Genomic DNA, 26,518 nt, shown 5'->3' with positions numbered 1-26,518 from the left:
TCAGAATGGCAGGACGGCATCGACCACGCGCTGGCCGTATCGCGGTTGCTGAACATTCGTGATCTGTCCGCGCCCCCCATACGAAATGCGGGCGGCTGCGATCTTGTCGTAGAGGATCTCGTTGCGGCGTGAAATATCCTCTGGCCTGACGAAACCAGTGACGACCAGTTCACGCAGCTCGTAATTCAGCCGGAGTTCTTGCCGCCCCTCGATCGCAAAACTACCGTTGGGCAAAATGTCAGTAACAGTCGCTGCAACCCGCAGCGTCAGTTTCTCGTTGCGGGACGTCTTCCCGTCGCCCGAAAAACTACTGTCCGAATTCAGGCCAACGGCGGATTCCATCGTTGCGCCGTCGGGCAGACGCCCGTTCAATCGCTGCGGAATACCGATCAGGCTGGGCATTGACATCGTCTCACTGCCGGTTCGGGATCGGTCCGAACTGTTGGAAAATTCGGCCCTGTCGTCGATCTCGATAATGACAGTGACAATATCGCCTCGGGTCTCGGCCCGACTCGTACCAAGCAGGGAATCGCGGCCGCCCGCCCAGAGGGAAGCCGATTGGGCCGGAAATCCGGGGTCTAGAGAAAGCGGCAACCCCGGGCTCTGCATGGCAACAAGCTCCGGGCTTTCGGCGACCGGCGTCAATGGCGGTGGCGCGTTTATGCCCGTAGTTTGCCCGCAAGCCGCAAGGCCCATCATGAGAATCGCGACACGTTTCATTGATACATTCCCGTTACTAGGACCGAGCCATCCGGCTGCACTTCGCCGAAGACCGTTGCCCGCGAAGACATGTTCATGACCCGCACATGGTCACCCGCACCGGCCCGGTCGAGCGCACGGGCTTCTGTCCTGATACGAAGGCCGCCTTGGGCGTAGTGGATCGTCACGATCTGGTTCCTTTCGATCAAGGCCGGTGGGCCAATATCGCCGGGCCGTATTGGCCGCCCGGCATAAAGCGTGACCCTGGCCTCCATTCCGATGGCATCGGATGGATCGGACAAAAGGCCATTAGGGCTTCCCGCCGTAAGGGACAGATCCTCTGCGCCGATCATCGATTGCGCACGGATCGTGCGGGCGGCAACAAGGATATCCGCGAGCGCGGGCGGCGCCATCAGGGCGAGAAGAATAGCGAGTCGGATCATCGGATTTGCGTCGTCGCACCAAGCATCTGGTCGGCGGCCGTGATGACCTTGGCGTTCAGCTCATAGCCTCGCTGTGCCTCGATCAGCTTGGTGATCTCGCGTACGGAATCAACCGAGCTTTCTTCGAGATAGCCTTGGCGGAACGTGCCCAACCCTTCCGTTCCCGGATCGCCGACCACAGGCGCTCCCGAGGCGGGGGATTCGACGAACAGGTTCGACCCGATGGCTTCGAGGCCTTTGACGTTCGAGAATCCGACGAGCGAGATGCGCCCCAGGAGCTGCGGCTCGACCTGGCCTTCGAAATAACCATAGACTTCGCCGTCAGCGTTGATGGCTACGGTGCGCGTGTCCTCCGGAATCGTAATGTCGGGCGCGACGGGATAACCCTCGGAATTGACGATCTGCCCTTCGGCCGAGCGCTTGAGGGATCCATCCCGCGTGTACGCTGCCTGACCCGAGGGAAGTTCGACCTCGATATACCCCCGGCCTTCGATCGCCAGGTCGAGATCGCCACCCGTCTGGACGAGGGACCCTTGGGCGACTTCCATCGTCACGGCGGATGTCCGAACCCCGAGGCCAAGCTGCACCCCGGTCGGCAGTTCGGTTCCGGTGGTCGACGATAGAGTTCCAGGCCGGACCGCCTGTTCGTAATGAAGGTCCGCAAACTCGGCACGGCGGGCATTGTACCCTGTCGTGCTCATATTCGCGAGATTGTGCGAGATAACTTCGACCCGCGTTTGCTGGGCGCTCATGCCGGTGGCGGCAATGGACAAGGCACGCATATCGGTCTCCTATCGTCCGAGTGTGTTGAGAACCGAGCGGATGCGCTGGTCCTCTTTTTCCATGAAGCTTTGGCCCAGCTCATACGCGCGCTGGACTTCGACGAGGCGGCTGATCTCGGTCAGAGCGTTGACGTTCGATCCTTCCAGGTGTCCTTGGAGAATCGTCGGGGCCTCGACCGGCTCGGGCGGGTTCTTGAGCGCGAAAAGCAGACCGCTGCGGCGTTCGATGTCCTCGGGCGCGGCGGGCTTCCACAAGCCGATCTGCGACATCGGTTGGCCGTCGATCGACAGGGTACCGTCCCGCGCAACCGAAATTTGACCAGCATCGGGCGGAATAAAGATCGGCGCGCCCCCGGCATCGAGAACCCGCATTCCATCCGCATTGACAAGATCGCCGGCCGCGTTCGGGAGAAAGGCGCCGTTTCGCGTCAAAGCCTCTCCTTCAGGGGTTTCGACCAGGAAAAAGCCCTCTCCTTCAATCGCAAGGTCCAGAGTCCCGCCTGTGGGTTCGACCGATCCCTGCAAATACGACGTCATTCTGACATCTCCGGAGGCCATGCTGAGCGATGGAGCATCATCGATTGCGGCGACATGCTCCGAAAAGATCACCCCTTCTTTGCGAAACCCGTGCGTTGATGCGTTCGCGACGTTGTTGGCCAGAGTTTGCATTTCGCGCGAGAGACCGGAAAGTCTGGTCAGGGACGTGTAACCTGCATTATCCATAGATCAGCCTCCTGCAACGAGCGGCACGATGGTTGCGTCGAAATAGGTAACGAGCGTCCGGGTCATGAACCCCATCGTGACCCAGAACACCGCGCCGATCGCCATGAGCTTGGGTACGAACGTCAGCGTCATTTCCTGGACGGAGGTCAGGGCCTGGAACAGGCCAATCGTCAGACCGACGATAAGCGCAACCGACAGGATCGGCGCCGAGAGCTCGACAGCGATCCAAAGCCCCTGCCGCAACGTGTCGTAGAAAACCCCTTCCGTCATCATGGCCTAGACCGGCATGCGCAGGATTTCCTGGTACGCCTCCACGACCTTGTCCCGCACCGTCACGGCCGTATCGACAGCGAATTTCGCTTTTCCCAACGCCTCGACAAGTTGGTGGGGGCTGGCGTCGCCGGTCATCGCAGAACGGGCGGTCTCTTCGCCCTTCTGCAAGGTTTCGGCAAAGCTGGTTGCGGCCTGAGCGGCGGCTTCCACGGCGGGGTCGGGCTGCATCGCAGGGCGAGCCGCGGCGTAGCGCTGCGCGGCGAAGGCGGCTGAAATATCCATTCTGGATCTCCTGAATTTACGTGATTAGCGTTTGAGCAGATCGAGTAGCCCCTGGGCCATCTGCCGCGACTGATCGAACAGTTTGAGGTTGGCTTCGTAAGATCGCTGCGCTTCGCGCGCGTCCGCGATCTCCACGATCAGGTCTACGTTCGACCCCGCATAATGGCCGCTGCCATCGGCCATGGGGTGGGATGGATCATAAACCTTCGGAAGCTCTCCCCGATCCAGTCGGACGCGACCTGGGGCAACGCCGCCATCCGCAAGTTCCTGAAACGGGATCGTCTTGCGGCGATAGCCTGGGGTGTCGGCGTTCGCGATATTCTCCGACGCATGGCGCAGGCGCATCGATTGCGCATGCATTCCGCTCGCCGAAATCCCCAGAGAGCCAATGATATCTGACATGATCTATCCTTATCTCTGCCGGCCGAGCGCAGTGGACAGGATGCCCCTAACGCTAGAGTAAACGGAAAGGGCCAGATCGTGGCTTTGACGCGCGGTCGCGGCCTGCATCATCTCGTTTTCGAGCGAGACGTTGTTGCCATTCGGCGAAGCCTCATCGCTTCGGAACATGGGGCTGATGTTGATATGATCATCGGCTCCGAAATGGCCGGGGCGCGTTGCGCGCATGGATTGTGACTGATCCAAGGATTGGGCAAAATCGGGCAGATCCGTCGCCCGATACCCTGGGGTGTCCGCGTTCGCCACATTCCGGGCGATCTGTTCCTGGCGGGCAGCGGAATACGCCGCAAGCCTGTGTGCCATCGCACTTACACCGAGGTCGGCCATCCTGGCTTTGCTCCATCGTTTCGGTTCAACGAAGGCTTAAGAAAGATTCCTTAATGAGAGGTTGAGTTACGATCAGCGGAGAACCCGATATGTCACTTTCATCGTTCGAGAACGTCACCGCCGCCCTTGCCGACATACGCCTAGAGCGTCCCATGGGTGTCATTCTGGCCTTCGAAGGCCCCGTGGTCCGAATAGGAGGCCTCTCGGGTTCCACGGCGGTGGGACACCGGGTGCGTCTCGGTCATTCCGGGCGCCGCGTGGCGGGCGAGATACTGGGTGGTGATTCGGACAGCTTGGTCGTCATGCCCGACGGTCCGGTGACTGGCCTTTGCCCCGGGGATCCGGTCGTCAGTATCGGGGTAAGAGAGATTGCGCCAGATTCCGGCTGGCTCGGGCGCGTCATAGACCCCGACGGGCGACCGATCGACGGGCGGCAATTGCTTCCGGGGCATACGCAGCGCCCGCTGACCTGCAACGCGCCCGATCCCGTGAATCGACGGGGTTTCGGGAAACGCCTCGAAACGGGTCTGCGGGCGCTGAACACCGTTCTGCCGATCGTGCGAGGTCAAAGAGTCGGCTTGTTCGCGGGCTCCGGAGTCGGCAAATCCACATTGTTGGGCGCTCTGACCCGCCGAATGGAAGCTGATGTGATCGTCATTGCAATGGTCGGCGAACGAGGCCGGGAAGTCCGGGATTTCATCGAACGTATTCTGGGGCCCGAAGGTTTGGCGAGGAGCGTGATCGTGGCGGCCACTTCGGACGCTCCAGCATCCGTCCGCGCCCGGTGCCTTCCGGCCGCTATCACCGTAGCCGAGCATTTCCGGGATGAAGGCCGGCAGGTTCTTTTGCTCGGCGATTCGATCACCCGCCACGCAGAAGCACACCGTCAGGTTGCCGCAGCACGAGGGGAAGCCATGGCGCTGGGCGGTTACCCAGCATCGATGGCCGCCGAGATTGCTTCACTTGTTGAACGTACCGGCCCAGGGGAGGACGAGAAGGGCGATATCACCGCGGTGTTGACGGTTCTCGTCGCTGGCAGCGACATGGAAAGCCCGGTCGCTGACGTTCTACGCGGGCTTTTGGACGGGCACATCGTTCTGGACCGGACCATTGCAGAACGGGGTCGGTTTCCCGCGATCGATTTATCGCGGTCGGTATCCCGCTCCCTGCCGGACGCAGCTTCAGACCAGGAAAATGCCTTGATCGGCGAGGCGCGGCGCCTCATCGGCGCCTACGAGAGGTCGGAGATGATGATCCAAGCAGGTCTATACGCTGCAGGTAACGATCGAACGCTCGACGCAGCGGTTCAGGCCTGGCCGAAACTCGACGCGTTCCTTGGGCAAAGCGAGGCTGGAACGTCACACGAAAGCTTCGTAGCGCTTGCTAGGTGCCTATCTCGCCGGCAGGAAGGCAGCTAATACCCTAGAGTAGAAAGCGAGGCGCGCTCTGAAGAAGCGAGAGCGCGACACTCGCACCAGAGAGCTGATTTTCGGCGAGGGCGTTCACTTGGCTCCTGAGCAGGAATGTGTCCGTGACGGTCGCGCTCATATCTTTTGCCGCAATATCATTGATACTATTCGTACCGAATTTGGCTTTTGCCCGATCCTTGAAGACCTCGAGCTGCTGATCAATGTCGAGCGTTCCCAAGCTTTTTGGCAACCCCAACGCCGTCTCCAACACTGTGCGGAGCGGACGATTCCCCATGACGGTGAACCACGCAGCGTCATTCGACATGTCTTTTGCAACAATTTCTTCTAGACCGCGCGAAAACCCAAGCGCAAGGCGCATGTCAGGATCAACTTCTCCGACTGCGACTTCAAATTGCCGATCCGTATATTGCGCGATTATCTTATCCGAGAAACCGGGAAAGGCAGTACTTGGTCCACCGAGCTTGCCGAAACCGAACGCGTCAGATAGGGCTTGATAGCGCTTATCGGCAAAACGTGAGGAAAGAGATGTATCGTTATCCGGATCTTCCGAGAGAACACGTTCGATCAAATATTTACTATTGATGTCTTCATCGAGACCGAAGGCCCCAAGTGCGACTTCTAGTAATTGACGATCTTCGACCAGCTCCTTGGCCGAAGAAACGGTTGCTATTCGCGCAGAGAACGCCTCGATATTTCGCGATATTCGGGGTTGCGCTTCGAATGTCGCCTGCTGCGTTTCGCGGGTCCTGTTGAGGAACCTGAAGCCCCCCAACCCTCCCATGGGAACGATGGGGGAAAAACTCATGCTACAGGAACTCCCAGAATAGAATCTTCCACGGGAAGTAGTTTCCTCAGCGCTTTTAACGCCTGATACGGCTGTGCGGCGACGACTGCTTGGCGGGCCTCGGAAAGAATCTCGTGACTTCCCGCATCACGCAGCGCCGAAGACAGTTCGGCAATCCCGACGAGGAGTTCCGGGGCCAGGTCTTCAATACGCTTATCACCAGATAGGGTGAGCTGCGCAGCATAACATAGCCGACGGACGGGTGTGTTGGCCTCTTCAGGGTGAATTGCATCCTTAAGTCGCAGGATATGCGCACCCGCCGTCATGATATTGAGCCTACCGCGACGTGCCCCATTCTCGATGACGGCGCCATTGATCAGCAGGCGCTCCCTCGGCGCGAGCTTCAAAACTAAGCCGCTCATTCGGATCGACCGTTCTGACGTAGGCCGGACATAATCGCAGTATTGATTTCGATCAATTCTTCAATCCCTTCCCCCGACTGCAAGACTTTGCTGCTTTGCAGAGCAACGAATTGGGCGAGAGAAAGGAGGTTCCCGCGCAAGGAAACCGGCAGGCGATTACCATCTCCGGCAACATCGACTGCAATACATGTCCAGAGGCGGCGATTGTCGGAGATCGCCTTGGCGATTTCCGGAAATGACTTCGCGACCTTGAGCGCGGCTGTGGCTTTCGCGAAAACATCGTATTCAGCGGCCTTTGCCGACTTGATCGTGTCAGGCGCTTCGGTATAGGCCGTTCGAGCCATGAGATATGCGTTCACGTCTTGTCCTTTTTGGGAGCGTGCGCGTTAAGTTCGCGTGAATGAGACGGAAAACGCGGGGCGCCGTTATGGCGCCCCGCGAATTAGATTAGCGGAAGAGCGACAGGATCGACTGCGGTGCCTGGTTGGCGATCGACAGCGCCTGAACACCGAGCTGCTGCTGGGTCTGAAGCGCCTGAAGGCGGGCCGAGGTTTCTTCCATGTCGGCATCGACCAGAGCACCGATACCCTGCTTGAACGAGTCGATCTGGGTCGAGACGAACTCGTTCTGGATCGACAGACGCTTGGCGGTGGTACCCAGCGTCGCCTCGGCATCAGCCACGTTCTGAATGAATGTCTCGATATCTGCTTGGGCGCCGGAAAGATCACTCACAACGTTCAGATTGTCCAAGCCGGCAAGGCCGCCGCTCGCCCGAGCAGACGAGATGTTCACTTCAACATCGTCGGTCGTCAGGTTCGAGATCTGCAGGAACCCGTTCGCATCGACACCGACGCTCGTCTTGTCGGTATCCAGACCGGCATCAAGCAGAGCCGTCCGCAGACCCGACGACACATCGCCATTCGTGTCACCTTCGCGAATGGTGTAGCGCGCCTGAGTATTGCCGATGTCGATGGTCATCACATCGCCAGCGACCAAGGCAGCGACGCTTGCGGTATCCACACCGGCAGCATCAGCCGCGCGCGCGGACAGTCCGCCGGTAGCACCGGCAGCATCCTGGAAGTCGAAGCCGCCGATCGTGATACCGTCGGTGGTGGCCGTCCCGTCAGCAGCTGTCAGCGTGACCGCGCCGTCCACGATGCCACTCGCACCCGAGTTGTCCTGGTTGCCGACGTTGAATACTTCGGTGCCGGTCACGCCCGCAGCTGCGTCACCTACGGTGAGTGCGGTGCCGCTCGACGTGGACAGATTGGAGTCCGCCGTCGCCAACGAAATCGAATCGTTGTTGACAGACCCGTCAGCAGAGCGGTTCAGCGAAGCCAGTGCCGAGAAGCCATCGGTGTCCTTCGAACCGTCGAGCAGGTTCACACCGTTGAACTGGGCCGAGTCGACGATGTTGGTGATCTGGCCGACCATCGCAGTAATGTCGTCCTGGACTTTCTGCGTGTCGATGCCGTCGCCGCTGGCCGACGTGATCTTGCCTTTGATCTCGACAAGGAGTTCGCCGATCTTCTTGGCACCGTTTGCCGCCGTGCCGACAGTGGATTCGGCCATCGACAGCGTTTCGCTGACGGCCTTGAAAGCGGAGACGTCGGATTCCATGACCTTCGAAATGGCATAGATCGCCGCGTTATCCTTCGCATTGGCGACTTTCTTACCGGTCGAAATCATGCTCTGGGTTTCGCCAAGGCCTTTGTTGATCGACTTCAGCGACTGCAGCGCAACCATCGCGCCGGTGTTGGTCAGAATGCTGGACATAATTTCCCTCTTCGTTCGGGCCGCTTTATGCGCCCGGAAATCGCCCCTAGGGCAAATGCTGTGGCCGTTCTGACCTTGTCCGCCCAGGGACGGTGCGTCTGTTTTCGACATCCGCAACGTGGGGCAAAAGTTCTAACAGAGGCCTAACAACGCCGGGGTAAGACCATGGCAACAACTGGGAAATTTGGAATAATTCGAGCTTTAACCACCTAGAAGGAATGGCTCGCCACCGGCGGCGGCCGCATCCTCGGCGTCATGCGTCACGAGAAGGACCGGCAGTGCGCGCGCGCGTGTGATCGAGAATACCAAGTCACGCGTGCGCGTCCGTCGGTCGGCGTCCAGACGGGAAAACGGCTCATCCAACAGCAGCGCTTCGGGCCTGGCCAGTAGCGTTCGCATCAGGGCGACACGCGCCTTTTGCCCCCCTGACAACGTTGCCGGATCACGTGGCCCGAACCCGGTCAAACCAACTTCGTCCAGGGCCGCTTCGATGGTTTGGCGTCGGTCCTTGCGTGGTCCAGGCGGAACCCCGAACCCCAGATTACCGGCCACCGAGAGATGCGGAAACAACAGATCGTCCTGAAATAGTATGCCGATTCGGCGTCGGTTCGTCGGCAAGCCATTCAGTTTTCGCCCGTTCAACTCGATCCCGCCCGCCCCCTCGAACGCGCGGGGAAGCGTTCCGACCAGATAACTGAGCAGCGTCGATTTACCCGATCCGGAAGGTCCCATGACAGTGAGAACTTCGCCCGGACCGATGCGCCTGTTCACGGCGACGATTTCGGTCCCCGCAAGTTTAATCGTGACGTTCGAGAGAACCAGCCCCTCAGACATGCATGCCTCGTCTGTTCGCAAAGACCAGCGCCGGTACTGCGAGGGCAAGCGCGAATGGAAAAAGCGCCGCTAGGGTCTGCGCGACGGCGAACACCCCGATCGCCCTCCGGTCGCCGCCCGAGGCCAGTGCAACAGCTTCGGTGGTAAGCGTGGCAACCCGCCCGCCACCGATCAGCAATGTCGGAAGATACTGACCCACGCTTACAGCCAAACCGATCGCTATGGCCGTCAGCAAGGGGCGCACCAGCATCGGGAAACGAACGAAAACAAGCACACGGGTGGATGACGCGCCCATGGCTGCCGCAGTCGTGGCATAGCGTGTGTCCCACGCGCGCCACGGGTCCCCCAGCGACAGGAACACATAAGGCAGGACGAACACGAGGTGCGCGAACACTACCGGGGCCCGCCCGGTATCGGCCCCGAAAGAGAGAAGCAGGGTTTGAAGACCGGGAAGAAACGCCGTCTGGGGGACAAGGAGCGGCGCGTAGAGAAGCCAAACCGCGGCGGGCGTCATGGGGCGGCGCCTGCGATATTCAGTCTCGAGACAACCCACCGTCAGTATCATGGCGATAGCGACCGCAATGCCCGCGACGACGAATGTGTCCGCGACGGTCGCGGCGAGATCGTCGGAGTGGCGTGCCCAGATGCCAAGCGTCAAGGTATCTGGAACCATGGCGGGAAAACGCCAGAAGCCCGCTATTGACCAAAGGCCGACCACGGCAAGGCCCAACAGCACGGCGCCGGACGTGAAGATCAGAAATCCGAACCCCATTGCGCGCGCGGGCGCATCGCCCACGTCGCGCTGACCTTCACCGGCCCATTTCCGCCCAAGGCACGCGCACAGCCGCTCGACGGCCCGCCATACGAGAAGCGCCGCCAAGACCAGAACCAGTTGCCATATGGCCCCCGCCCCCGCTGTCAGGCGGTTCGAGAGGTTGGGCGATCCCATCCACTCGACAATCTGAACCGAAAGCGTGGGCGGCGTGGTCGGACCGAGGATCATCGCGACATCCACGACCGACATCGAATATGCCAGAACGACATACACCGGCAGGCGGATCTGAGCATAGACCCGCGGGAAAACTGACTTCAGCCAACCCGTTACGCGCCCATAGCCTAAACTTTGCACGATCAGATTGGACTTTTGGCTATCGGCCTGTGGCAACGCCGCCAAGGTCATGAGTAGGAGGAACGGAACCTCTTTCGCGATCAGCCCGGCCGTCATCGTCAACCCAAGGGGATCGCCGACCACCAGCATGTCCGGCGGCCTCTCCCACCCCAGAAACAGGGCCGCTGGTCGGAGAAGCCAACCCGAAGGCGCGACGAGGAACGCCAGGCCGAAAGCGGCCGCAGCGTGCGGCACCGAAAGCAGGGGGGAGAGCACCCTTTGCAACCATGTAAAAACCATCGTGCCCGACCAACCCGATACGATCAGGACGACGATGCATAGAGACCCGAGGGTGGCCGACACTCCGGTCGTGACAGAAAGAACAGACGCTTCAACAACGCCGCGCCATTCGATCAGCCTCTGCAAACCGATCAACGACGGACCCTGGAATCCGGCGCTGGGAAGGTGCCCGAATGCGGGCAACGCGGCCCCCCAGAGGCCCGCCAAAACGGGGCCGATCATGACGGCAACGGCAAGCGCGGGAAAAACCCGTCCCATTCCCAGCGCGCTCCGTCAGTCGGCGCCGTAGCGTTCGATCCATGCCTCCTCGACAGCGGCGGACCAGCTGGAATGCGGCTCGGGCAGAACCGGGCCCAATTCGGCCGGACCCAATGTCGCGATCCCAAGTTCAAGCTCATCAAACGCCTGCGCCTGATCAGCGCTGAGTTTGTCCATATCAAGTACGGTGCCGTACCCGAGAACGTCCGGGTCCTGCTGACGCAGTTGCACTTCGGGCGACAGGATTGCGTTCGCGACAACCATCGCACCCGCCTTGGAGCCCGAATTGAACGGGATCGCCACAAAACTGGCATTCCCGATGGTCCCTCCCTCGGGCACAAAAGTCCGCACACTGTCGGGCAATTGGAAATTGGCGATCGCGGTCGAGGCTTCCGAGGGGGACAAAGTAGGTGCTATGTCGATCTCCTCGTCCGAGACCAGTTGGAATTGCGCCGGTCCACTTGCGGGATAGGTCTGCCCCTCGCGCCACAGGTTAGGTTGGAGCGAGTCGAGATAGGCCCATAGCGGTGCGGTAACGGCTTCGAAGTCATGCTGATCGACCGGCTCCTGCAAGACGGAGGGCGATTCGACCAGCGAGACCAGTGCCTGTTTCAGGAAAGTCGTCCCCAGGAAATCGGGCGGCTGGGGAAATGTGAAGCGACCGGGATTCTCGGCAGCCCAGTCGTGCAGCGCGTCCATGGACTGCAAGGGCTCGGCATCCGCGCTGTCGTACATGAAGACGAACTGCGCCTTGGCCCATGGGCTCTCCAGCCCATCCACCGCGGTGCCGAAATCACTGGCCACGATCTCGTCGTCCGCGACCAGATCGGCATTCGGGATACCCTCGGACCAAGGGCCGAATAGAAGTCCGGCCTCTTTCATAGAGGCAAAATTCGCCCCGTTGATCCAAATAAGATCGACCGCCCCCTCATCATCCTTCCCGGCCTGCTTCTCGCTAAGCACCCGGGTAACCGCATCGGCCGTATCGGTCAGCTTCACATGCTCAAGGGTCACTCCGTACTCGTCCTCGACCTTATCGCCCAGCCACGTAATGAAGTCGTTCGTCGCCGTGGACCCGCCCCATGCGTGCCAATACACGGTTTGCCCCTCGGCCTCCTCGAGGATCGAATCCCAATCCAGCAGGGCCGTTTCAGCGAGCGCCGACAGGGGCGCCAGTGAGAGAACGATGGGCAAGAAAGATCGCATGCAAGTCCTTTCAGTTCGCGAAAATCCGACGCGCCGCCAGAAGGCGAAGCGTCGCGGTGATGAAGCACAAACCACCGAAAACGTAGGCTAGCGTGGGGAAGTAGTCCGGCAACAGACACAGGACGACGAAGAACACAATCGTCTCGGTCCCCTCGAGCAGTCCGTTCGAATAGTAGAGCGTTTTCTCGCCCTGCGCGGCGGTATCCATTCCCCGTTTTTCCGCAAGGATAGCAAACCCGAGGAATGTCGTCGCGTTGAAGTAAAAACTAAGCAAGAGGAAAGCCGCAGCGACGGCGTTTTCCGAAGGAGAAGCGACTGCGAAGGCCAGCGGGATCGCGCCGTAAAACAGGAAATCGGCGGCAATATCGAGCATCCCTCCGAACTGCGTCTTCACCGAGGCTCGAGCGACAGCCCCATCGAGCCCGTCCGCAATCCGCGACACCAAAAGGAAGGCCAGCGCCAAGTCGAACAGGCCCCGCGCAATCAGGCCTGCCGAGAGAAGTCCCAGGGCAAGTCCGGCCAGTGTAACTGCGTCGGCAGAAGCGCCCCACCCTGCCAGAACCCGTCCTGCGCGGTCGAGCGGCGGATCGATGAACCTTCGGACCACGGGATCCAGCATGCGGCCTCCTCTTTGCCGCTGGACCTTCCACAGTTCGGAATGCTCAGGCAATCACCCTGTCGAAAACGTGAAACCTGCGAGCAGCTTACGCTCGTCGCTCCAGCCCGTTCTTCCGCCCGGACACCTCCGAGGAATGCCCATCCGCGCCGTAGGTTCTCAGGGAAGGTGTCGATTGCGCAACCTCGATACGGGATCGTGCAGCCGTGATCCCGTTCCAGGCCGCCTTTATCAGATCAAGGTTTCGGGCAGCCTCGGTCTGAATTTTCTGAAGTTCCGTGCCTTCGGGCTGACTGTTCTCGAGGTCACGCACCAGCCGTTCTTTTTCGTCCAGCAGGGCCAGAGCACCCTGGATATTCCCGACAAGAAGCTCATCGCGCTCCCGCTTCAAAAGTTTTTCGAGCCGCCGCAGAGGGTTACGCATTCTCGGCATCTCCCATTGCGCGGAATAAGTGTTCGGCCAATCCGATTCCCCCGGCGTCCACCATCAGTTTCGCCTGCTCGTGACGCATCAGTGAGGCGAACTGCCCTTCACCGATGCCTCCACCAAACTCACCGTCCATCTCACCCAGACCCGCCCCTTTCAGCATTTCGGCAAGGAAGGCGGCCTCCATTTTCTCAGCTGTTTTCCTCATTTCGACGGCCCGCGGCGTAGTCGGTCCTGCTGCGAGAATTTCCATGCGTTCACTCCTGCGTTTCCGACACCATTCTCTTTCCGGGTAAAGAAATAGTAAGCATTTCGCGTTTCAGTCGCTTCATGACCCAGATCAATGCACCACAGACTATCCTGGCACCAAAGCCCAATCGCCCCGCTGCCGGAACCCTTCCGAAGGAGGGGCAGGGGAGCGGTTGGGAAGACGCGCTGGAGAAAGCCGAAGAGAGGGGGAAAACAGATACTTGGGACGCTGTTGATACCGAAGCGTTGCCCCCCCGGGATACAAAACGCCCAGGAAGGGCAGACGCGCCGGATGATCATGGATTACAGGGAACCGACGATGGCTCCGAGGACACCGAAATTCTCCTTGGCATCGCCGAAGAGCCGGGCGGTGATCCCGACGAACCGCCCCTCCCGCGAACACAAAACCTAGCGTACGGAGATAGTGGGTTTGCCGGGGCGGAGCCGCCGCTGGGAAACGCAACAGCACCCGAAGGCTCGGTGAAGGAACTTTCGATAGATAGTAGCGCTTCCACGTCCGCCGGTCCCAGCGAGAATGGGCCAGCGGCTTTGGGTACGGTTATCGTCGATGCTGCCGGCACCCCGTCGGATAAGGGTGGAAAAACTGACCCCAACCCCGGCGTGCCGACTTCAGATGGCGAAGAAACAGTTGGCACCGACCTCCTGAAGCAGCGCCACTCTCTTGATGCTTCTCCAAAGTCTGCCAGTGATTTGACGAGTCACAGCTCACCCACCTCGCGAAAGGAGACCGGACACGAAATTGGGACCGAGTTAGCTCAGCGCAGTTCCGTCACGGCGGAGCCCGCGCAGCCCAAGGCAAACACGCAACCTGCAATCGCCCCCCAGATATTCTGGATGGATCGCCCGAAACTTAGCCCGATCGCTCAACTGTCCCTTGAAGGAAGCTCCAGCGTCAAGCTGAGCAACAGTTCAAGCCCTGAACTGATTCAGGCATCTTCCCATAACCCCGTTCTGAATAGTGTCTCGCATTCCACACCGGCGGAGGCGCGTCCCGTGGCGCAAAGCCTCGCCAGTGCGATCGTTCGATCCGATGGAAATACCTGTGAAGTCGCGCTGTCACCCGAAGAATTGGGCAAAGTCCGCATCACAATGTCATCGAGCGACGCCGGGATGATCGTCAGGCTCTTTGCTGACAGGGACGATACCATGCAACTTCTCCGCCGCCATGCAGCCGACTTGGCTGCGGAACTGAAAAACGCGGGGATCGCGGATGCGCAAATTGATTTTGGGGATTCCGGCGCCAACAAACGTCAACAACAGTCGTTCACCCGCCAGCCTGCAATATTGGGGACTGTACAGCTAGCTGCCGAAACGCCCCCGCTTCCCGCAACCATCGGCCAGCCCCAAGCCGATGGCCTAGATCTGCGCTTTTAGAGGTTTCGAATGGACACGGTTACGACCACACCACAATCAATCACAGCGTCTCAGAATACCGGCGCAAAGGCCGGTACGGAAACAAAATCCGGCGACGGCACTAAAATTTCCTCGGATTTCGAGATGTTCCTGAAACTGCTCACAACGCAGATGACCAATCAGGACCCGCTCAATCCGATGAAGGCCGAAGAATTTGCCACGCAGCTTGCGACGTTCTCCAGTGTCGAACAACAGGTGCAGACAAACCAGCTTCTTGCAGATATGGCCAAGCAAGCCAGCCAAGCCGAATTCACCGGCATGACGCAGTGGATCGGCAAGGAAGTCGAGGCGGTCATGCCGGCGCAGTTTACCGGTTCGCCAATCACGGTTTCGCCGCCGACCGGAGGCCTAGGCGAAATTCAGCAGCTTGTCGTCCGAGATCCAGCTGGAACGGAGGTCTTCCGCCAGACCCTCAACGGGTCGGAAACAGCCGTGAACTGGAATGGCCAGACGCATTCCGGGCAGACGGCGACCGCGGGTGCGTACAGCTTCACTGTTGAAGGGTTCCAGTCGGGCGAATTGATCGCCGCAGAGGGCGCTTCGGTCTACGCACCGGTATCCGAAGTACGTATGAGCGCGACGGGTCCCATTCTGTCTTTCGGGGAGGACCTGGAGATTCCGGCAGATGCCGTGACCGCGGTTCGGCAAAGACCGGGGACATAACCGACCTAGATCAGAAAAACTGCGCCAATGACGATCGTGGTCACCAGGGAGGAAACCGCGCCGACAACGACGGGGTGTGAGAACAAGGACATCGCCCGCTCCTCCTCCCTTTCTACGGCGCTCCAGATCAGGGTGTCTTCCGCCATTTTGGGCAGTTTTGGCCCGAACCGCGCAAGGACGCGAAGCGTCCGGGCCATATCCCGGAAAAGGGCTTTGGGACCGATATTTTCGCGAATGTATTCCTCGACGATCGGCTGCGCGACCTCCCAGATGTTGATCTGCGGGTAAAGCGAGCGGGAGACCCCTTCTACGACAACCATGGTTCGCTGAAGCAGGATCAGCTCGGTCCGGGTCGGCATGCCAAACCGCTCCGTCACTTCAAATAGATAATTCAGAAGTCGTCCCATCGAGATGCGCGTCGCATCCATTCCGAAAATAGGCTCCCCCACAGCACGCAGGGCGCGCGCGAACTCGTCGATGTCCTGATCGGCGGGAACGTAGCCGGCCTCGAAATGAACTTCTGCGACCCGACGATAATCCTTCCGGATGAAGCCGAACAGGATCTCGGCATAGACCCGGCGCGTATACTCGTCGAGCCGGCCCATGATCCCGAAATCAAGCGCTATGATATCACCGTTGCGCGCGACCTTCAGATTGCCCTGATGCATGTCGGCATGGAAGAAACCGTCGCGCAACGCATGGCTCAGGAATAGACGCAGCACCCGTTCGCCGAGTGCCTTGCGGTCATGGCCAGCCGCATCGATCGCCGCGATATCGCTTGCCGAGATGCCGTCGGCCCATTCCAGGGTCATGACCCTGCGGGAAGACAGGAACCAGTGAATTTCCGGAACGCGGAAACCCGCATCCTCAGCGGTATTTGCGGCAAATTCCGCCGATGCGGAGGTCTCGAGCCGCAGGTCGAGTTCACCTTTTACCACGCCATCGAAATGGCGTATGACCTCGAGCGGCCTCAGGCGACGGGCAGATGGCGCAAGCAAATTGACGAGTCGCGCAGCCAGATAGAAGGCATCAACATCGCGTCTGAACGCCCGTTCGATCCCCGGACGCAGCACCTTGATCGCGACTTCCTTGCCGGAGTCCCGCAAACGGGCATGGTGCACCTGCGCGATCGAGGCGGCGGCCACCGGCTCGGAAAATTCCTCGAAAACTTCGTTTGGATCTATCTCGAGTTCGCGTCGAACTGTTTCCAAGGCAACATCCCGGGGAAACGGGGGCAGCCTGTCCTGGAGAACCCGGAGCTGCGTCGCCAACTCGTCGCCGACCACATCGGGCCGCGTCGACAGAACCTGGCCAAACTTGATATAGGCCGGGCCAAGGGCTTGGATCGCGCGCGTCGCCGGGGGCAGGGCCGGATCGCCCTTGTATCCCAGCCATTTGAATGGCCAGCCCAAAGTTCGGGCGGCGATTCGCAAAGATCGCGGTGCGCGAAAGGCGTCCAGCACGACGATCATCGCACCCGTCCGCTCGAGCGTCGCGCCAGTGCGGATCAGCCGCCAGATGTTGTGCGGCCCGCGCATCTCAGAGCTTCCAGCCGGAATGCAGCGCGGCGATCCCCATGGAAAGATTGCGATACTTCACCTGCTCGAACCCGGCCTCGCGGATCATGCCGGCGAAGGCTTCCTGGTCGGGAAAGCGGCGGATCGATTCGACCAGATACTGGTAGGATGCCCGGTCGTCCGCGATCACCTGCCCCATCCGCGGAATCACGTTGAACGAGTACAAATCGTAGGCCTTCTGCATCATGTCGTTGGGAATCTGGCTGAACTCCAACACCATCAAGCGCCCGCCTGGGCGCAGGACGCGGTAAGCCTCCGAAAGTGCATCCGCGATCCGTGTCACGTTCCGGATTCCAAAGGAAATCGTGTACACGTCGAAACTGTTCGCGGCGAAAGGCAAGGCCATCGCATCGCCGACGACCCAATCTAGCCGACCGGCCATATCCTCGGCTTCAGCTCTTTGTCGCCCAGCGTCCAGCATCGACGACGTCAAGTCGAGCACGGTGGCCTTCGCTGTCGGCGCGCGGCGCAGGAAGCGGAACGCGATATCTCCAGTGCCGCCGGCGACATCCAGCAGGTTTTGACCCGGCCGGGGGGCCAACCAGTCCATCATAGCGTCCTTCCACAGCCGATGGATCCCCACGCTCATCACGTCATTCATAATGTCGTAGCGCGAGGCGACCGAGGTGAAGACGCCGTGAACGCGCGAGGCCTTTTCGTCTTCGCGAATCGTTTCGAAGCCAAAATGGGTGGTTGTGTCGTCGCGGTTTGCCATGGGGTCTTGCGGTCCTTGAGGTTCGGTCCTTCTTATAGGCCGCTGCCCGGCGCTTACAATGCGACCGCCCCCGCCAGAGGAGGCCCCATGCCCGAATTGCCCGAAGTCGAGACGGTTCGTCGCGGCCTGACACCCGCGATGGAAGGCCGCGTGATCGCATGCGCCGAAGTGCGCCGACCGGATTTGCGCTGGCCTTTCCCCGACAAGATGGCAGACCGCTTGACCGGGGCGCGGATCGAAGCCCTGGGGCGTCGGTCGAAATATCTGTTGTTGCATCTGGACCGGGGAGAGACGTTGATCGTGCATCTCGGGATGTCCGGCCGAATGCAGGTGGACGGCTCTCGCACAGCGGATTTCCACACCGACATCGTCGCCGCCGGGAAACACGATCATGTCGTGTTCCACATGGAGGACGGGCGACGGGTGACGTTCAACGATCCGCGTCGGTTCGGCGCCATGGATCTTGCGCCGAGTCAAGCTTTGGAGGATCACTGGCTTTTGGCCCGTCTGGGACCGGAACCGCTGGGAAACCGCTTCGACGAGGACCATCTGGTCGCAGCGTTCCGCGGGAAGACCTCACCAGTCAAGACCGCGCTTCTGGATCAACGCGTCGTGGCCGGCCTTGGAAATATTTATGTCTGCGAAGTCCTTCATCGGGCGGGAATTTCGCCCCGTCGCAAGGCCGGTCGCATCTCGGAACGTCGCGTCAGGTCGCTCGTGCCGGTCATCCGCGAAACGTTGCAGGATGCAATTGCTGCCGGCGGTTCCAGCCTGCGCGACTATCGTCAGGCCGACGGAGCCCTTGGGTATTTCCAGCATGGGTTCCGCGTCTATGACCGAGAGAATGCGGCGTGCGTCACGCCTGACTGCCCGGGAACGGTACGTCGTATCGTGCAGTCCGGACGCTCGACCTTCCATTGTGCTGTGTGTCAAAGATGACTTGATCCACCCGTGCGGCTTGGTAAGGCTGCGTCTTTGACGTCCACAGCGAAAGCAGGTTCATGGCCTTCAAGACCATTGTCGTCGAAATCGAGGATCACATCGCACTCATCCGGCTGAACCGGCCGGATGCGCTGAACGCCCTGAACAGCACCTTGCTGAAGGAACTTGCCCAAGCCGTAAGTGACGCGTCGGCGAACGAGAAGGTCCGCTGCATCGTCCTGACAGGATCGGAAAAGGCATTCGCCGCCGGGGCCGATATCAAGGAAATGTCGGAGAAGAACTTCGTCGACGTCTTCACGACAGATATGTTCGGTCGGGAGGTCAACGCAATCGAGACCTGCCGCAAGCCGATCATCGCCGCAGTGTCGGGATACGCGCTGGGCGGGGGATGTGAACTTGCCATGATGTGCGACTTCATCATCTGCTCGGACAGCGCCAAATTCGGCCAACCCGAGATCAATCTTGGGGTGGTGGCCGGTATCGGTGGCACACAGCGACTGACTCGCTTCGTCGGCAAGTCGAAGTCGATGGAAATGCATCTGACAGGACGTTTCATGGACGCGCAGGAGGCCGAACGATCCGGCCTCGTCAGCCGGGTCGTTCCATCCAAGAAGCTGATGGAAGAGGCGATGGCCGCCGCCGAAAAGATCGCCGAGAAGAGCCAGATGGCCGTCATGGCGGTGAAGGAAGCGGTGAACCGCTCTTACGAGACGTCCCTTGCCGAGGGTCTGCTTCACGAACGCCGCCTGTTCCACGCCCTCTTCGCCACTGAGGACCAGAAGGAAGGGATGGCCGCCTTTCTGGAGAAGCGCGAGGCGCAGTTTCGGGATAAATAGACCCTGCGGGGCCCTTCACAGATGCGACTTTTTGGTGTAGTGGCGCCCGGTAATGCGTGTGAGGCCCGCTTAGGCCGGATCGACCCGGTGGGAACCCGGGCTATCGGGTTTGCTCGCGCGACAAATTATATAGCTGACCCGAAAGAGTAGACCCCATGGCAAACACCCCGCAGTCGAAAAAGCGCGCACGCCAGAACGAGCGCCGCTACGAAATCAATAAGGCCCGCCGGTCGCGCATCCGCACATACCTGCGCCGCGTCGAAGAAGCGATCGCTTCGGGAGATCAGGCCGCCGCGAAAGAGGCGCTGCACGCAGCAGAGCCCGAGATCATGCGCGGCGTGACGAAAGGCATCCTTCACAAGAACACCGCAGCACGAAAAGTCTCGCGCCTGTCGAGCCGGGTTAAATCGCTGGCCTGACCGAAACTGCCTGACGATGCGCTGAAAGCACGCCCACCGGGCGTGCTTTTTTACATAGGGCCAACGGTCTTCAGCCCCTGCCGCCCACCCCGAATCTCGCGCCAACACGCGCGACGGCGTTAAAGAAGAGTCAACGGATTTGTCTGTCTTGTGTCGGCTGGCCTGCGGTCGTTATGGTCCTCTGGCGATTCATGCTGGGGGACGACAGATCGACCGACGACAAGGCACGACAGCGCGGTGAAGCGCTTCCAACGACCTTGTCCCTGACGCGGAAAGCCGGATTGAACCCGGCGCAGCGGTGTCGATTGTCCGAGTAGTTCAGACGTTATGGCTGACAGGCTGCCACCTGTTGGACATGTCGATCTTTGCCGTTCGAACGGCCTTTGCGCGGCAATTTATTGCCGCGGATGGGGACCGTTTGTCGCCTGGTCATGTACGCTAAGGAAGGCGCCCGATCCGGGCCGCCAGGGGCTCGACAGGATGGTGGATGCAATGACGGCTGAAATTTGGGAAAAAATTCGGCAGGAATTGAAGGCGAAGATCGGCCACAATAACTACACCACTTGGATCGAACCCCTGAAATTCGAAGCTTTTTCGGGCGACTCTCTGTCCTTCCGCGTCCAGTCGAACTTCATGGGAAACTGGGTCGATCGCTATTTCCGAGATGCAATCTGCCGCGAAGCTGCCGCCTTCGGGATCACCGTTACCCGCCTGAGCTTTATCGTCGAGAAAGGTGTCAGCGCCGATGCTGCCGCGGTTGCGAAGCCGTCCCCGAAGGTCGCCGATGCCACCACTCCGGTCGCGATCAGGCCCGACCGCTCTCCGTCCAAACCCGCAGCGGTCGATTCGCTGCGCCTGGACGAAAACCAAACCTTCGACACCTTTGTCGTGGGCAAGCCGAACGAGCTTGCGCATGCTGCCGCCCGGCGCGTGGCCGACGGGGGCCCGGTGACGTTCAATCCGCTATTCCTCTATGGGGGCGTTGGCTTGGGCAAAACGCATCTGATGCACGCCATCGCGTGGGAACTGCAGGCCCGCAACCCGGCGGCCCGGGTCCTCTACATCTCGGCCGAAGTGTTCATGTACCGTTTTATCCAGGCACTGCGCGAAAAGGATATGATGGGCTTCAAGGAGCTTTTCCGATCTGTGGACGTGCTGATGGTCGACGACATCAAGTTCATCGCCGGCAAGGACAATACCCAGGAAGAATTCTTCCATACGTTCAATGCGTTGGTGGACCAGAAGAAGCAGATCATCCTGAGCTCGGACGCGGCCCCCGGGGATATCGACGGTCTGGAAAAACGGATCGTCAGTCGCCTGAACTCGGGCCTCGTCATCGACATCCATCCGACGAGCTACGAACTGCGGCTAGGTATCCTGCAGCGCAAGGAAGAGATCTTCGCCAATCAGTTCCCCGGAGCCCGTATCGCCGACGGCGTGATGGAGTTCCTTGCCCACCGGATCACTCAGAATGTTCGGGAACTTGAAGGGGCGATGACTCGGCTTTTCGCCCATTCGTCGTTCCTCGGGCGCGAGGTTGACGTGAACATGGCGCAGGAATTCCTGTACGACCTCCTGAAAGACGCCGACAGGAAGGTGACCATCGACGAGATTCAGCGCAAGGTCGCCGATCACTATACCATTCGTGTATCGGACCTTCTCAGTCACAAGCGGAACCGGGTGTTCGCCCGTCCCAGGCAGGTGGCGATGTTCCTGGCGAAAGAGATGACCGACCGGTCCCTTCCCGAAATCGCGCGGAAGTTCGGCGGGCGCGATCACACCACGATCATGTACGGTGTCCGGCGGGTTGAACAATTGATCGACAGCGATCAGGGCATTGCCGAGGACGTGGACCTTCTCCGCCGTGCACTGAAGGCGCAATAACGGTAAATTGCCATAAACCGGTTGCGTGGGCCAACGATCCGGCTAGCGTGACGCTCCCGGGGATTCTCAGGAGACGGACATGAAGATCAGCATCGAGCGGGGCGCCCTTCTGCGCGCGGTGGCCCGGGCGCAATCGGTGGTCGAACGACGGAACACGATTCCGATCCTAGCGAACGTGCTGATCGAGGCGGAGGGTGACGAGGTTCAGTTCCGGGCGACCGACCTTGATATCGAGGTTGTCGACAAGGCCCCGGCCAAGGTCGAACGCGCCGGATCGACCACTGTCAACGCCGTGGTTTTCCACGAGATCGTGCGCAAACTGCCCGACGGCGCTTTGGTCAATTTGACCGACGACAACGCTTCGGGTCGTCTGACCGTCGAAGCAGGTCGATCGAACTTTGCGCTGGCCACCCTGCCTCGGCAGGATTTTCCCGTTATGGCGAACGCCGAGTACGGCGCCAATTTCAGGGCCCCGGCCCCGGTGCTGCGCCGTCTGTTCGACAAATCCAAATTCGCGATCTCGACCGAGGAAACGCGGTACTATCTGAACGGCGTCTACATGCACGTGGCCGACTCGGAAGAGGGTCGCGTGCTGCGCTGCGTCGCGACGGATGGCCATCGGCTGGCGCGCATCGACGCCGGCCTGCCCGACGGGGCGGAAACGATGCCAGGCGTGATCGTTCCCCGAAAGGCCGTGGGGGAGCTGCGCAAACTTCTAGACGACGATGACATGGAAATCGCCGTGTCGGTCAGCGAGACGAAGGTGCGTTTTGCCACACCTGACATCACGCTGACCTCGAAGGTCATCGACGGCACGTTCCCCGATTACATGCGCGTCATTCCCCAGAACAACACACGGCGCCTTGAAGTCGATGCCAGCGACTTCGCGCGTGCCGTCGACAGGGTGGCCACCGTATCAAGCGAGCGTAGCCGCGCGGTCAAGCTTCAGTTGGAGGACGACCGCCTGATCCTGTCGGTCAATGCACCCGATGCCGGCAACGCCGAAGAAGAACTCGTCGTCTCCTACTCGGACGAGAAGCTGGAGATCGGGTTCAACGCGAAATATCTTCTGGAGATCGCGAACCAGGTGGATCGGGAGAACGCCGTCTTTCTATTCAACTCTTCCGGGGATCCCACGCTGATGCGCGAGGGCGCGGATACCAGCGCGGTCTACGTTGTCATGCCCATGCGCGTCTGACACGCGGTGTTAGGGCGCGCTGCCCGGCGGTTGGTTGTCGCAGCGAGGCGGTGTTGCCGAAATCTCGATCAGACTGTTGAGTAGAACACTGAAGGCAACGGCTGCCGGGACTGTATACTGGAAGCGTCGTTTGGCGAAGCGTTCGGCTGGTAATGCGGCGTGGAAAACGCCCCAGCCTCGGAGCTAGGCGTGGCCCGAACCGCACGCAGCGTCACGGCGGACTACGTGTGGGTCGAGGCAGGTCTCGGGGCCTGCTCGCTAATGAGCGTCCGGTCTTTATTCGTCGCGACCTCTTCACGGCCTGCGAAAAACACGGTCCGCGTGGACTGGCGTTGTTGTGCAAATCGAAGAGAGAGAATCGCTTGGGGAATTCTGACGGTTAGGTGGGGCGCATACTTACAGAGCCGGGTCTCATCCATCAGGCCAACGAGCAGCTGGGCAAACTGAGGTCGTGTCTCAGAAGTGATGGAAATTTGAAGGCGGCGTAATCTCCGGGTGAACTGACACCCACCCAACCGGCGGCGGCAACCGCCAGGGAGATCACGCCATGAACCAGATTGCCGACAGCTCGGCCTTTCCGCTACCGGGGAGCGACGCCGGGTTCGATCCGATCGAGGATCGGCTGCGCGCGAGCGTGCGTGCGACCATCGAGGCCGTTTTCGATGAGGAGCTCGCCACCTTTCTCGGCCGCCTTCGCTAAGACCGGAGCGACGGCCCGTCGAAAGGGTATCGCCACGGGCACCGCGAACGGCAGTTCACCGGCACCTTCGGGACCGAGAAGGTGCGGGTGCCACGCGCCCGGATCGAAGACGAGACAGGCAAGGTGACCGAATGGCGCTCGAAGGCGCTGCCCCGTTACCAACGGCTGACGAAGAAAGCCAAGGCCCTGATCGCCGCGGTCTACCTCGCCGGTACCGACACGCGCCGGGTCAAACGAGCGCTGTTCGGGCTCTTCGAGGGTGCCGTCAGCAAGGACGTGGTCAGTCGCGCCTGGCGCAAGGTGCACTGGGACGCCTGGTGCGCTCGCGACCTCGCCGGGGAGGACATCGTCCGCCTGATCCTCGACGGTACCGTCATCCGGACACGGCTGGACCGGAAAGCCACGAACATCTCGGTGCTGGCCGCCATCGGCGTGCGCCGCCCCTATCGTCAGATTGCTGCGCAATCGCCTGCCGGGCAGTGGATGGCCAGAAGGTATTGCTATCCATCAGAAATATGGGCGGCGAGAGCTCGGCCGCCTGGCGCTAGTTTCTCGATGATCTGGACGCACGCGGCCTGAAACGGCCCGAATTCGTGATCGTCGATGGCGCACCGGGGCTGGAGGCCGCGCTCGTCGCGCTGTGGGGCGAGGACCTGCCGATCCAGCGCTGCACGCTTCACGAACAACGCAACTTCCTGGCCCATGCGCCGAAGCATCTCCACGACGAGTTGAACGAAGACTATCGCGACATGATCTACGCCGGCACAGCGGCCGACATCGAGAAGAGGCGCAAGGCGTTCCTGCGCAAATGGCGCCTGAAGGGCCGGGCGGTGGCCGACAGCTTGGAAGAAGTAGGCGATCGGCTCTTCACCTTCACACGGCTTGACCCGTCGCAATGGAAGTCCGCTCGGACCACCAACGCGATCGAGCGTCTGAACGGGGAGTTCCGCCGCCTCATCAAGACCCAGACCGTGCTGCCCGGTGCCGAGACTGAGCCGATGCTGCTCTGGGCGCTGCTCGCCTCCGGGCAGATCCAGATGCGCAAGGTAGATGGCTGGGAAACCCCCTCTCAGCCCCTCGAACCCATACCCCTTGACCTCGCCGCCTGAGAAACCGAACCTTCATATGCCCGGAGCACGCTGCCAGGGAATTTCCACGGCATTCGCGACACGACCCAAATTGATGCCAGTGATCACCCTTACACCGGACCCCGAGGCCGAAGGTCGCCTTGCTGTCGATATCCAACCGGATCTCGACAGTTTGCCGGGCGGGCCTGAATGACACTTCGGGCCACGGGCCCACGTCGGAATGTCCGTTGCCTGCCGACCAGGGTCGGTGAGTATCCAGAATGGCCGGCCGAATGCCTGCGTTCCGTCGGCATAGTTTGGTAGCCCGCGCAGATCGGTTGTGCGGAGCGATTGGTCGCCCTGCCCAGCGCGATCGGCGCTCTGGGAAAAGGGTATCACTTGGCCGGGGCGATAGCTTGACAATCTGAGCAAGGAACCAAAGCTGCTGTCCGTGAATATCAGTCGGGCACCATGGGAATTATCGGCCGCGCACGGGGGCGCTGCCCCAGTCCGGCCGTGCCGGACTCCCCCGGGGTATTTCCCAAGGGTGAAAAAGCGGAGCCTGGATGCATCTAAAGCGGCTGGAGCTATCATATTTTCGGTCGCATCGGCGAACAGTCGTCGAATGCGACGCGCGACCGGTGGTGATCCATGGCCCGAACGGCGCGGGCAAGACCAACCTGATCGAGGCGATTTCCCTGCTGTCGCCCGGTCGCGGTCTGCGTCGCGCCAGTGCAGATGAGCTGATGCGGCGACCACAGTCGCTGGGTTGGCGCGTGGGGGCCGAGATTTCACAGGATGGGACGGTCCATGACGTCGACACCCGGGCCGAGCCGGATCACGGTCGCATCGTGCGGATCGACGGCAAGGCCGTGCCCCAATCGGCCCTTTCCAGGATCGCACGCATCTTGTGGTTGGTGCCTTCGATGGACCGGCTCTGGACAGAGGGGGCAGACGGGCGGCGCCGTTTCCTGGATCGCATGACCCTTTCTTTCCTGCCCGGCCATGCCGAAGCGACGCTGGCCTACGAGAAAGCCATGCGGGAGCGTAACCGGTTGCTGAAGGATCAGGTGCGTGATCCGGTCTGGTATCGCGCGCTGGAATCACAGATGGCCGATGCCGGGCGGGACATCATCGCCGGTCGTGCCCATGCGCTTGATAAGGTAGCAGCCGCCCAGAATGTTGCGATAACACATTTTCCTGTATCTGACCTGAAGATCGTGTTTCCTGAGGGAGCATCCGATTTCGACGTCCACATCCTTGAGCAGAACCGCCAGCGCGATTTGGCGGCCGGCCGCACACTGGCGGGACCACATCGCGCCGACCTTCAGGCCGTTTATCGCGACAAAGGGGTCCCGGCGGCACAATGCTCCACCGGGGAACAGAAAGCGCTTCTGATCTCTCTGATCCTTGCCAATGCCCGCGCCCTGAAGGGCGATCTTGGCACTGCCCCAGTTCTCCTATTGGACGAGGTGGCCGCGCATCTCGACGCTACGCGGCGAACGGCTCTCTATGACGAGATGGAAGGGCTGGGGGCGCAGGCCTGGATGACGGGAACGGGGGCGGAGCTTTTCGCGGGCCTGGGCGAACGGGCGCTTCACTTGGAAGTGACGGAAGGCGCTGGCGAGAGCCGTATTGGCCCCTGATTGAAGCAGGATATTGCACATTTCCGTGTGGCCGCGCGC

At 60.7% G+C, this 26,518-nt stretch carries 29 protein-coding genes and 1 pseudogene; 10 read left to right on the top strand and 20 right to left on the bottom strand.

Features of this window, described 5'->3' with window-relative positions:
• The 8 genes from flgH to PAA8504_RS12150 are packed head-to-tail and all read right to left on the bottom strand — an operon-like array spanning position 1 to position 3,988.
• Entirely contained in the window at positions 1–699 is a 699-nt protein-coding gene (gene flgH / locus PAA8504_RS12185; RefSeq protein WP_245897616.1) for a flagellar basal body L-ring protein FlgH, read from the bottom strand.
• A 17-nt stretch (positions 700–716) separates the two neighbouring features.
• Positions 717–1,142 (bottom strand): flagellar basal body P-ring formation chaperone FlgA, encoded by a 426-nt coding sequence (flgA, locus tag PAA8504_RS12180; RefSeq protein WP_108894468.1) that lies wholly within the window; start codon positions 1,140–1,142, stop codon positions 717–719.
• Positions 1,139–1,924 carry a flagellar basal-body rod protein FlgG gene (gene flgG, locus PAA8504_RS12175; RefSeq protein WP_108894467.1) on the bottom strand — a complete coding sequence of 262 codons (786 nt, stop codon included), beginning with the start codon at positions 1,922–1,924 and terminating at the stop codon, positions 1,139–1,141. Before flgG ends, flgA begins: the two co-directional genes overlap by 4 nt.
• A gap of 9 nt (positions 1,925–1,933) precedes the next feature.
• Complete coding sequence (locus PAA8504_RS12170; RefSeq protein WP_108894466.1) at positions 1,934–2,647, bottom strand: flagellar hook-basal body complex protein; 714 nt, start codon at positions 2,645–2,647, stop codon at positions 1,934–1,936.
• 3 nt (positions 2,648–2,650) lie between these two features.
• A complete protein-coding gene (locus PAA8504_RS12165; RefSeq protein ID WP_108894465.1) occupies positions 2,651–2,920 on the bottom strand; it encodes a flagellar biosynthetic protein FliQ in 270 nt (89 codons plus the stop codon).
• A 3-nt stretch (positions 2,921–2,923) separates the two neighbouring features.
• Complete coding sequence (gene fliE, locus PAA8504_RS12160) at positions 2,924–3,202, bottom strand: flagellar hook-basal body complex protein FliE (protein ID WP_108894464.1); 279 nt, start codon at positions 3,200–3,202, stop codon at positions 2,924–2,926.
• A gap of 24 nt (positions 3,203–3,226) precedes the next feature.
• The gene (gene flgC / locus PAA8504_RS12155) at positions 3,227–3,604 is read right to left on the bottom strand and encodes a flagellar basal body rod protein FlgC (RefSeq protein ID WP_108894463.1); all 378 of its coding nucleotides are present in this window, start codon (positions 3,602–3,604) and stop codon (positions 3,227–3,229) included.
• 9 nt (positions 3,605–3,613) lie between these two features.
• The gene (locus PAA8504_RS12150; RefSeq protein WP_108894462.1) at positions 3,614–3,988 is read right to left on the bottom strand and encodes a FlgB family protein; all 375 of its coding nucleotides are present in this window, start codon (positions 3,986–3,988) and stop codon (positions 3,614–3,616) included.
• 89 nt (positions 3,989–4,077) lie between these two features.
• Here PAA8504_RS12150 and PAA8504_RS12145 point away from each other — a divergent pair, with 89 nt between their 5' ends.
• The gene (locus tag PAA8504_RS12145) at positions 4,078–5,406 is read left to right on the top strand and encodes a FliI/YscN family ATPase (RefSeq protein ID WP_108894461.1); all 1,329 of its coding nucleotides are present in this window, start codon (positions 4,078–4,080) and stop codon (positions 5,404–5,406) included.
• A gap of 4 nt (positions 5,407–5,410) precedes the next feature.
• On the opposite strand, the gene PAA8504_RS12140 is transcribed toward PAA8504_RS12145, so the two are convergent.
• The 10 genes from PAA8504_RS12140 to PAA8504_RS12095 all read right to left on the bottom strand — a co-directional run bounded on the left by PAA8504_RS12140 (position 5,411) and on the right by PAA8504_RS12095 (position 13,402).
• Positions 5,411–6,223, bottom strand: coding sequence for a DUF1217 domain-containing protein (locus tag PAA8504_RS12140; protein ID WP_108894460.1), 813 nt, complete (start codon positions 6,221–6,223; stop codon positions 5,411–5,413).
• Positions 6,220–6,624, bottom strand: coding sequence for a flagellar biosynthesis repressor FlbT (gene flbT / locus PAA8504_RS12135; protein ID WP_108894459.1), 405 nt, complete (start codon positions 6,622–6,624; stop codon positions 6,220–6,222). Before flbT ends, PAA8504_RS12140 begins: the two co-directional genes overlap by 4 nt.
• Complete coding sequence (flaF, locus tag PAA8504_RS12130) at positions 6,621–6,983, bottom strand: flagellar biosynthesis regulator FlaF (protein ID WP_108894458.1); 363 nt, start codon at positions 6,981–6,983, stop codon at positions 6,621–6,623. The genes flbT and flaF overlap by 4 nt, the downstream gene beginning before the upstream one ends.
• Before the next feature lie 88 nt (positions 6,984–7,071).
• The gene (locus PAA8504_RS12125) at positions 7,072–8,400 is read right to left on the bottom strand and encodes a flagellin N-terminal helical domain-containing protein (RefSeq protein WP_108894457.1); all 1,329 of its coding nucleotides are present in this window, start codon (positions 8,398–8,400) and stop codon (positions 7,072–7,074) included.
• Positions 8,401–8,601: 201 nt separating this feature from the next.
• On the bottom strand, positions 8,602–9,234 hold the full coding sequence (locus tag PAA8504_RS12120; protein WP_108894456.1) for an ABC transporter ATP-binding protein: 633 nt from the start codon (positions 9,232–9,234) through the stop codon (positions 8,602–8,604).
• On the bottom strand, positions 9,227–10,900 hold the full coding sequence (locus PAA8504_RS12115; RefSeq protein ID WP_108894455.1) for an ABC transporter permease: 1,674 nt from the start codon (positions 10,898–10,900) through the stop codon (positions 9,227–9,229). Before PAA8504_RS12115 ends, PAA8504_RS12120 begins: the two co-directional genes overlap by 8 nt.
• A gap of 15 nt (positions 10,901–10,915) precedes the next feature.
• Positions 10,916–12,106, bottom strand: a complete 1,191-nt coding sequence (locus PAA8504_RS12110; RefSeq protein WP_108894454.1) for an ABC transporter substrate-binding protein — start codon at positions 12,104–12,106, stop codon at positions 10,916–10,918.
• Between the two features lie 10 nt (positions 12,107–12,116).
• Positions 12,117–12,725 (bottom strand): CDP-alcohol phosphatidyltransferase family protein, encoded by a 609-nt coding sequence (locus PAA8504_RS12105; RefSeq protein ID WP_108894453.1) that lies wholly within the window; start codon positions 12,723–12,725, stop codon positions 12,117–12,119.
• An 85-nt stretch (positions 12,726–12,810) separates the two neighbouring features.
• A complete protein-coding gene (locus tag PAA8504_RS12100; protein WP_108894452.1) occupies positions 12,811–13,146 on the bottom strand; it encodes a hypothetical protein in 336 nt (111 codons plus the stop codon).
• Complete coding sequence (locus PAA8504_RS12095; protein ID WP_108894451.1) at positions 13,139–13,402, bottom strand: rod-binding protein; 264 nt, start codon at positions 13,400–13,402, stop codon at positions 13,139–13,141. Before PAA8504_RS12095 ends, PAA8504_RS12100 begins: the two co-directional genes overlap by 8 nt.
• A 77-nt stretch (positions 13,403–13,479) precedes the next feature.
• Here PAA8504_RS12095 and PAA8504_RS12090 point away from each other — a divergent pair, with 77 nt between their 5' ends.
• Both PAA8504_RS12090 and PAA8504_RS12085 read left to right on the top strand, forming a co-directional pair.
• Positions 13,480–14,793 carry a flagellar hook-length control protein FliK gene (locus PAA8504_RS12090; RefSeq protein ID WP_108894450.1) on the top strand — a complete coding sequence of 438 codons (1,314 nt, stop codon included), beginning with the start codon at positions 13,480–13,482 and terminating at the stop codon, positions 14,791–14,793.
• Positions 14,794–14,802: 9 nt separating this feature from the next.
• The gene (locus PAA8504_RS12085; protein WP_108894449.1) at positions 14,803–15,495 is read left to right on the top strand and encodes a flagellar hook capping FlgD N-terminal domain-containing protein; all 693 of its coding nucleotides are present in this window, start codon (positions 14,803–14,805) and stop codon (positions 15,493–15,495) included.
• A 5-nt stretch (positions 15,496–15,500) separates the two neighbouring features.
• Here the strand turns inward: PAA8504_RS12085 and ubiB are convergent, their stop codons facing one another.
• Complete coding sequence (gene ubiB / locus PAA8504_RS12080; protein ID WP_108894448.1) at positions 15,501–17,033, bottom strand: 2-polyprenylphenol 6-hydroxylase; 1,533 nt, start codon at positions 17,031–17,033, stop codon at positions 15,501–15,503.
• Position 17,034: 1 nt separating this feature from the next.
• Positions 17,035–17,787, bottom strand: a complete 753-nt coding sequence (gene ubiE / locus PAA8504_RS12075; RefSeq protein ID WP_108894447.1) for a bifunctional demethylmenaquinone methyltransferase/2-methoxy-6-polyprenyl-1,4-benzoquinol methylase UbiE — start codon at positions 17,785–17,787, stop codon at positions 17,035–17,037.
• A gap of 87 nt (positions 17,788–17,874) precedes the next feature.
• On the opposite strand from ubiE, the gene mutM reads away from it, so the two are divergent.
• The 7 genes and pseudogenes from mutM (at position 17,875) to recF (ending at position 26,479) form a co-directional block, all read left to right on the top strand.
• Complete coding sequence (mutM, locus tag PAA8504_RS12070) at positions 17,875–18,726, top strand: bifunctional DNA-formamidopyrimidine glycosylase/DNA-(apurinic or apyrimidinic site) lyase (protein ID WP_108894446.1); 852 nt, start codon at positions 17,875–17,877, stop codon at positions 18,724–18,726.
• Between the two features lie 62 nt (positions 18,727–18,788).
• Positions 18,789–19,565, top strand: a complete 777-nt coding sequence (locus PAA8504_RS12065) for an enoyl-CoA hydratase (protein ID WP_108894445.1) — start codon at positions 18,789–18,791, stop codon at positions 19,563–19,565.
• Between the two features lie 155 nt (positions 19,566–19,720).
• Positions 19,721–19,984: a 30S ribosomal protein S20 gene (gene rpsT / locus PAA8504_RS12060; protein WP_108894444.1), complete on the top strand. Its 264-nt coding sequence runs from the start codon at positions 19,721–19,723 to the stop codon at positions 19,982–19,984.
• A 492-nt stretch (positions 19,985–20,476) separates the two neighbouring features.
• The gene (dnaA, locus tag PAA8504_RS12055; protein WP_219928928.1) at positions 20,477–21,868 is read left to right on the top strand and encodes a chromosomal replication initiator protein DnaA; all 1,392 of its coding nucleotides are present in this window, start codon (positions 20,477–20,479) and stop codon (positions 21,866–21,868) included.
• Positions 21,869–21,947: 79 nt separating this feature from the next.
• The gene (gene dnaN / locus PAA8504_RS12050; protein ID WP_108894442.1) at positions 21,948–23,066 is read left to right on the top strand and encodes a DNA polymerase III subunit beta; all 1,119 of its coding nucleotides are present in this window, start codon (positions 21,948–21,950) and stop codon (positions 23,064–23,066) included.
• Between the two features lie 547 nt (positions 23,067–23,613).
• Positions 23,614–24,875 (top strand): annotated as a pseudogene (locus tag PAA8504_RS12045) (IS256 family transposase).
• 524 nt (positions 24,876–25,399) lie between these two features.
• Positions 25,400–26,479, top strand: a complete 1,080-nt coding sequence (gene recF / locus PAA8504_RS12040) for a DNA replication/repair protein RecF (protein ID WP_108894441.1) — start codon at positions 25,400–25,402, stop codon at positions 26,477–26,479.
• Positions 26,480–26,518 lie beyond the last annotated feature (39 nt).

This window comes from Palleronia abyssalis (assembly GCF_900302445.1).
GTDB lineage: Bacteria > Pseudomonadota > Alphaproteobacteria > Rhodobacterales > Rhodobacteraceae > Palleronia > Palleronia abyssalis.
The sequence above is the reverse complement of the archived record's forward strand: the minus strand, read 5'-3'. Positions and strand labels throughout refer to the sequence as shown.

Coding starts and splice junctions, on each gene's coding strand:
- ubiE (WP_108894447.1), bottom strand. CDS start 17,787: ATGGCAAACCGCGACGACACAACCACCCATTTTGGCTTCGAAACGATT.
- dnaN (WP_108894442.1), top strand. CDS start 21,948: ATGAAGATCAGCATCGAGCGGGGCGCCCTTCTGCGCGCGGTGGCCCGG.
- flgA (WP_108894468.1), bottom strand. CDS start 1,142: ATGATCCGACTCGCTATTCTTCTCGCCCTGATGGCGCCGCCCGCGCTC.
- PAA8504_RS12065 (WP_108894445.1), top strand. CDS start 18,789: ATGGCCTTCAAGACCATTGTCGTCGAAATCGAGGATCACATCGCACTC.
- fliE (WP_108894464.1), bottom strand. CDS start 3,202: ATGGATATTTCAGCCGCCTTCGCCGCGCAGCGCTACGCCGCGGCTCGC.
- flgH (WP_245897616.1), bottom strand. CDS start 699: ATGATGGGCCTTGCGGCTTGCGGGCAAACTACGGGCATAAACGCGCCA.
- PAA8504_RS12150 (WP_108894462.1), bottom strand. CDS start 3,988: ATGGCCGACCTCGGTGTAAGTGCGATGGCACACAGGCTTGCGGCGTAT.
- PAA8504_RS12100 (WP_108894452.1), bottom strand. CDS start 13,146: ATGCGTAACCCTCTGCGGCGGCTCGAAAAACTTTTGAAGCGGGAGCGC.
- PAA8504_RS12125 (WP_108894457.1), bottom strand. CDS start 8,400: ATGTCCAGCATTCTGACCAACACCGGCGCGATGGTTGCGCTGCAGTCG.
- PAA8504_RS12095 (WP_108894451.1), bottom strand. CDS start 13,402: ATGGAAATTCTCGCAGCAGGACCGACTACGCCGCGGGCCGTCGAAATG.
- PAA8504_RS12105 (WP_108894453.1), bottom strand. CDS start 12,725: ATGCTGGATCCCGTGGTCCGAAGGTTCATCGATCCGCCGCTCGACCGC.
- dnaA (WP_219928928.1), top strand. CDS start 20,477: ATGACGGCTGAAATTTGGGAAAAAATTCGGCAGGAATTGAAGGCGAAG.
- ubiB (WP_108894448.1), bottom strand. CDS start 17,033: ATGCGCGGGCCGCACAACATCTGGCGGCTGATCCGCACTGGCGCGACG.
- PAA8504_RS12140 (WP_108894460.1), bottom strand. CDS start 6,223: ATGAGTTTTTCCCCCATCGTTCCCATGGGAGGGTTGGGGGGCTTCAGG.
- PAA8504_RS12145 (WP_108894461.1), top strand. CDS start 4,078: ATGTCACTTTCATCGTTCGAGAACGTCACCGCCGCCCTTGCCGACATA.
- PAA8504_RS12165 (WP_108894465.1), bottom strand. CDS start 2,920: ATGATGACGGAAGGGGTTTTCTACGACACGTTGCGGCAGGGGCTTTGG.
- recF (WP_108894441.1), top strand. CDS start 25,400: ATGCATCTAAAGCGGCTGGAGCTATCATATTTTCGGTCGCATCGGCGA.
- PAA8504_RS12110 (WP_108894454.1), bottom strand. CDS start 12,106: ATGCGATCTTTCTTGCCCATCGTTCTCTCACTGGCGCCCCTGTCGGCG.
- PAA8504_RS12170 (WP_108894466.1), bottom strand. CDS start 2,647: ATGGATAATGCAGGTTACACGTCCCTGACCAGACTTTCCGGTCTCTCG.
- flgG (WP_108894467.1), bottom strand. CDS start 1,924: ATGCGTGCCTTGTCCATTGCCGCCACCGGCATGAGCGCCCAGCAAACG.
- PAA8504_RS12120 (WP_108894456.1), bottom strand. CDS start 9,234: ATGTCTGAGGGGCTGGTTCTCTCGAACGTCACGATTAAACTTGCGGGG.
- mutM (WP_108894446.1), top strand. CDS start 17,875: ATGCCCGAATTGCCCGAAGTCGAGACGGTTCGTCGCGGCCTGACACCC.
- PAA8504_RS12115 (WP_108894455.1), bottom strand. CDS start 10,900: ATGGGACGGGTTTTTCCCGCGCTTGCCGTTGCCGTCATGATCGGCCCC.
- rpsT (WP_108894444.1), top strand. CDS start 19,721: ATGGCAAACACCCCGCAGTCGAAAAAGCGCGCACGCCAGAACGAGCGC.
- flgC (WP_108894463.1), bottom strand. CDS start 3,604: ATGTCAGATATCATTGGCTCTCTGGGGATTTCGGCGAGCGGAATGCAT.
- flbT (WP_108894459.1), bottom strand. CDS start 6,624: ATGAGCGGCTTAGTTTTGAAGCTCGCGCCGAGGGAGCGCCTGCTGATC.
- PAA8504_RS12085 (WP_108894449.1), top strand. CDS start 14,803: ATGGACACGGTTACGACCACACCACAATCAATCACAGCGTCTCAGAAT.
- PAA8504_RS12090 (WP_108894450.1), top strand. CDS start 13,480: ATGACCCAGATCAATGCACCACAGACTATCCTGGCACCAAAGCCCAAT.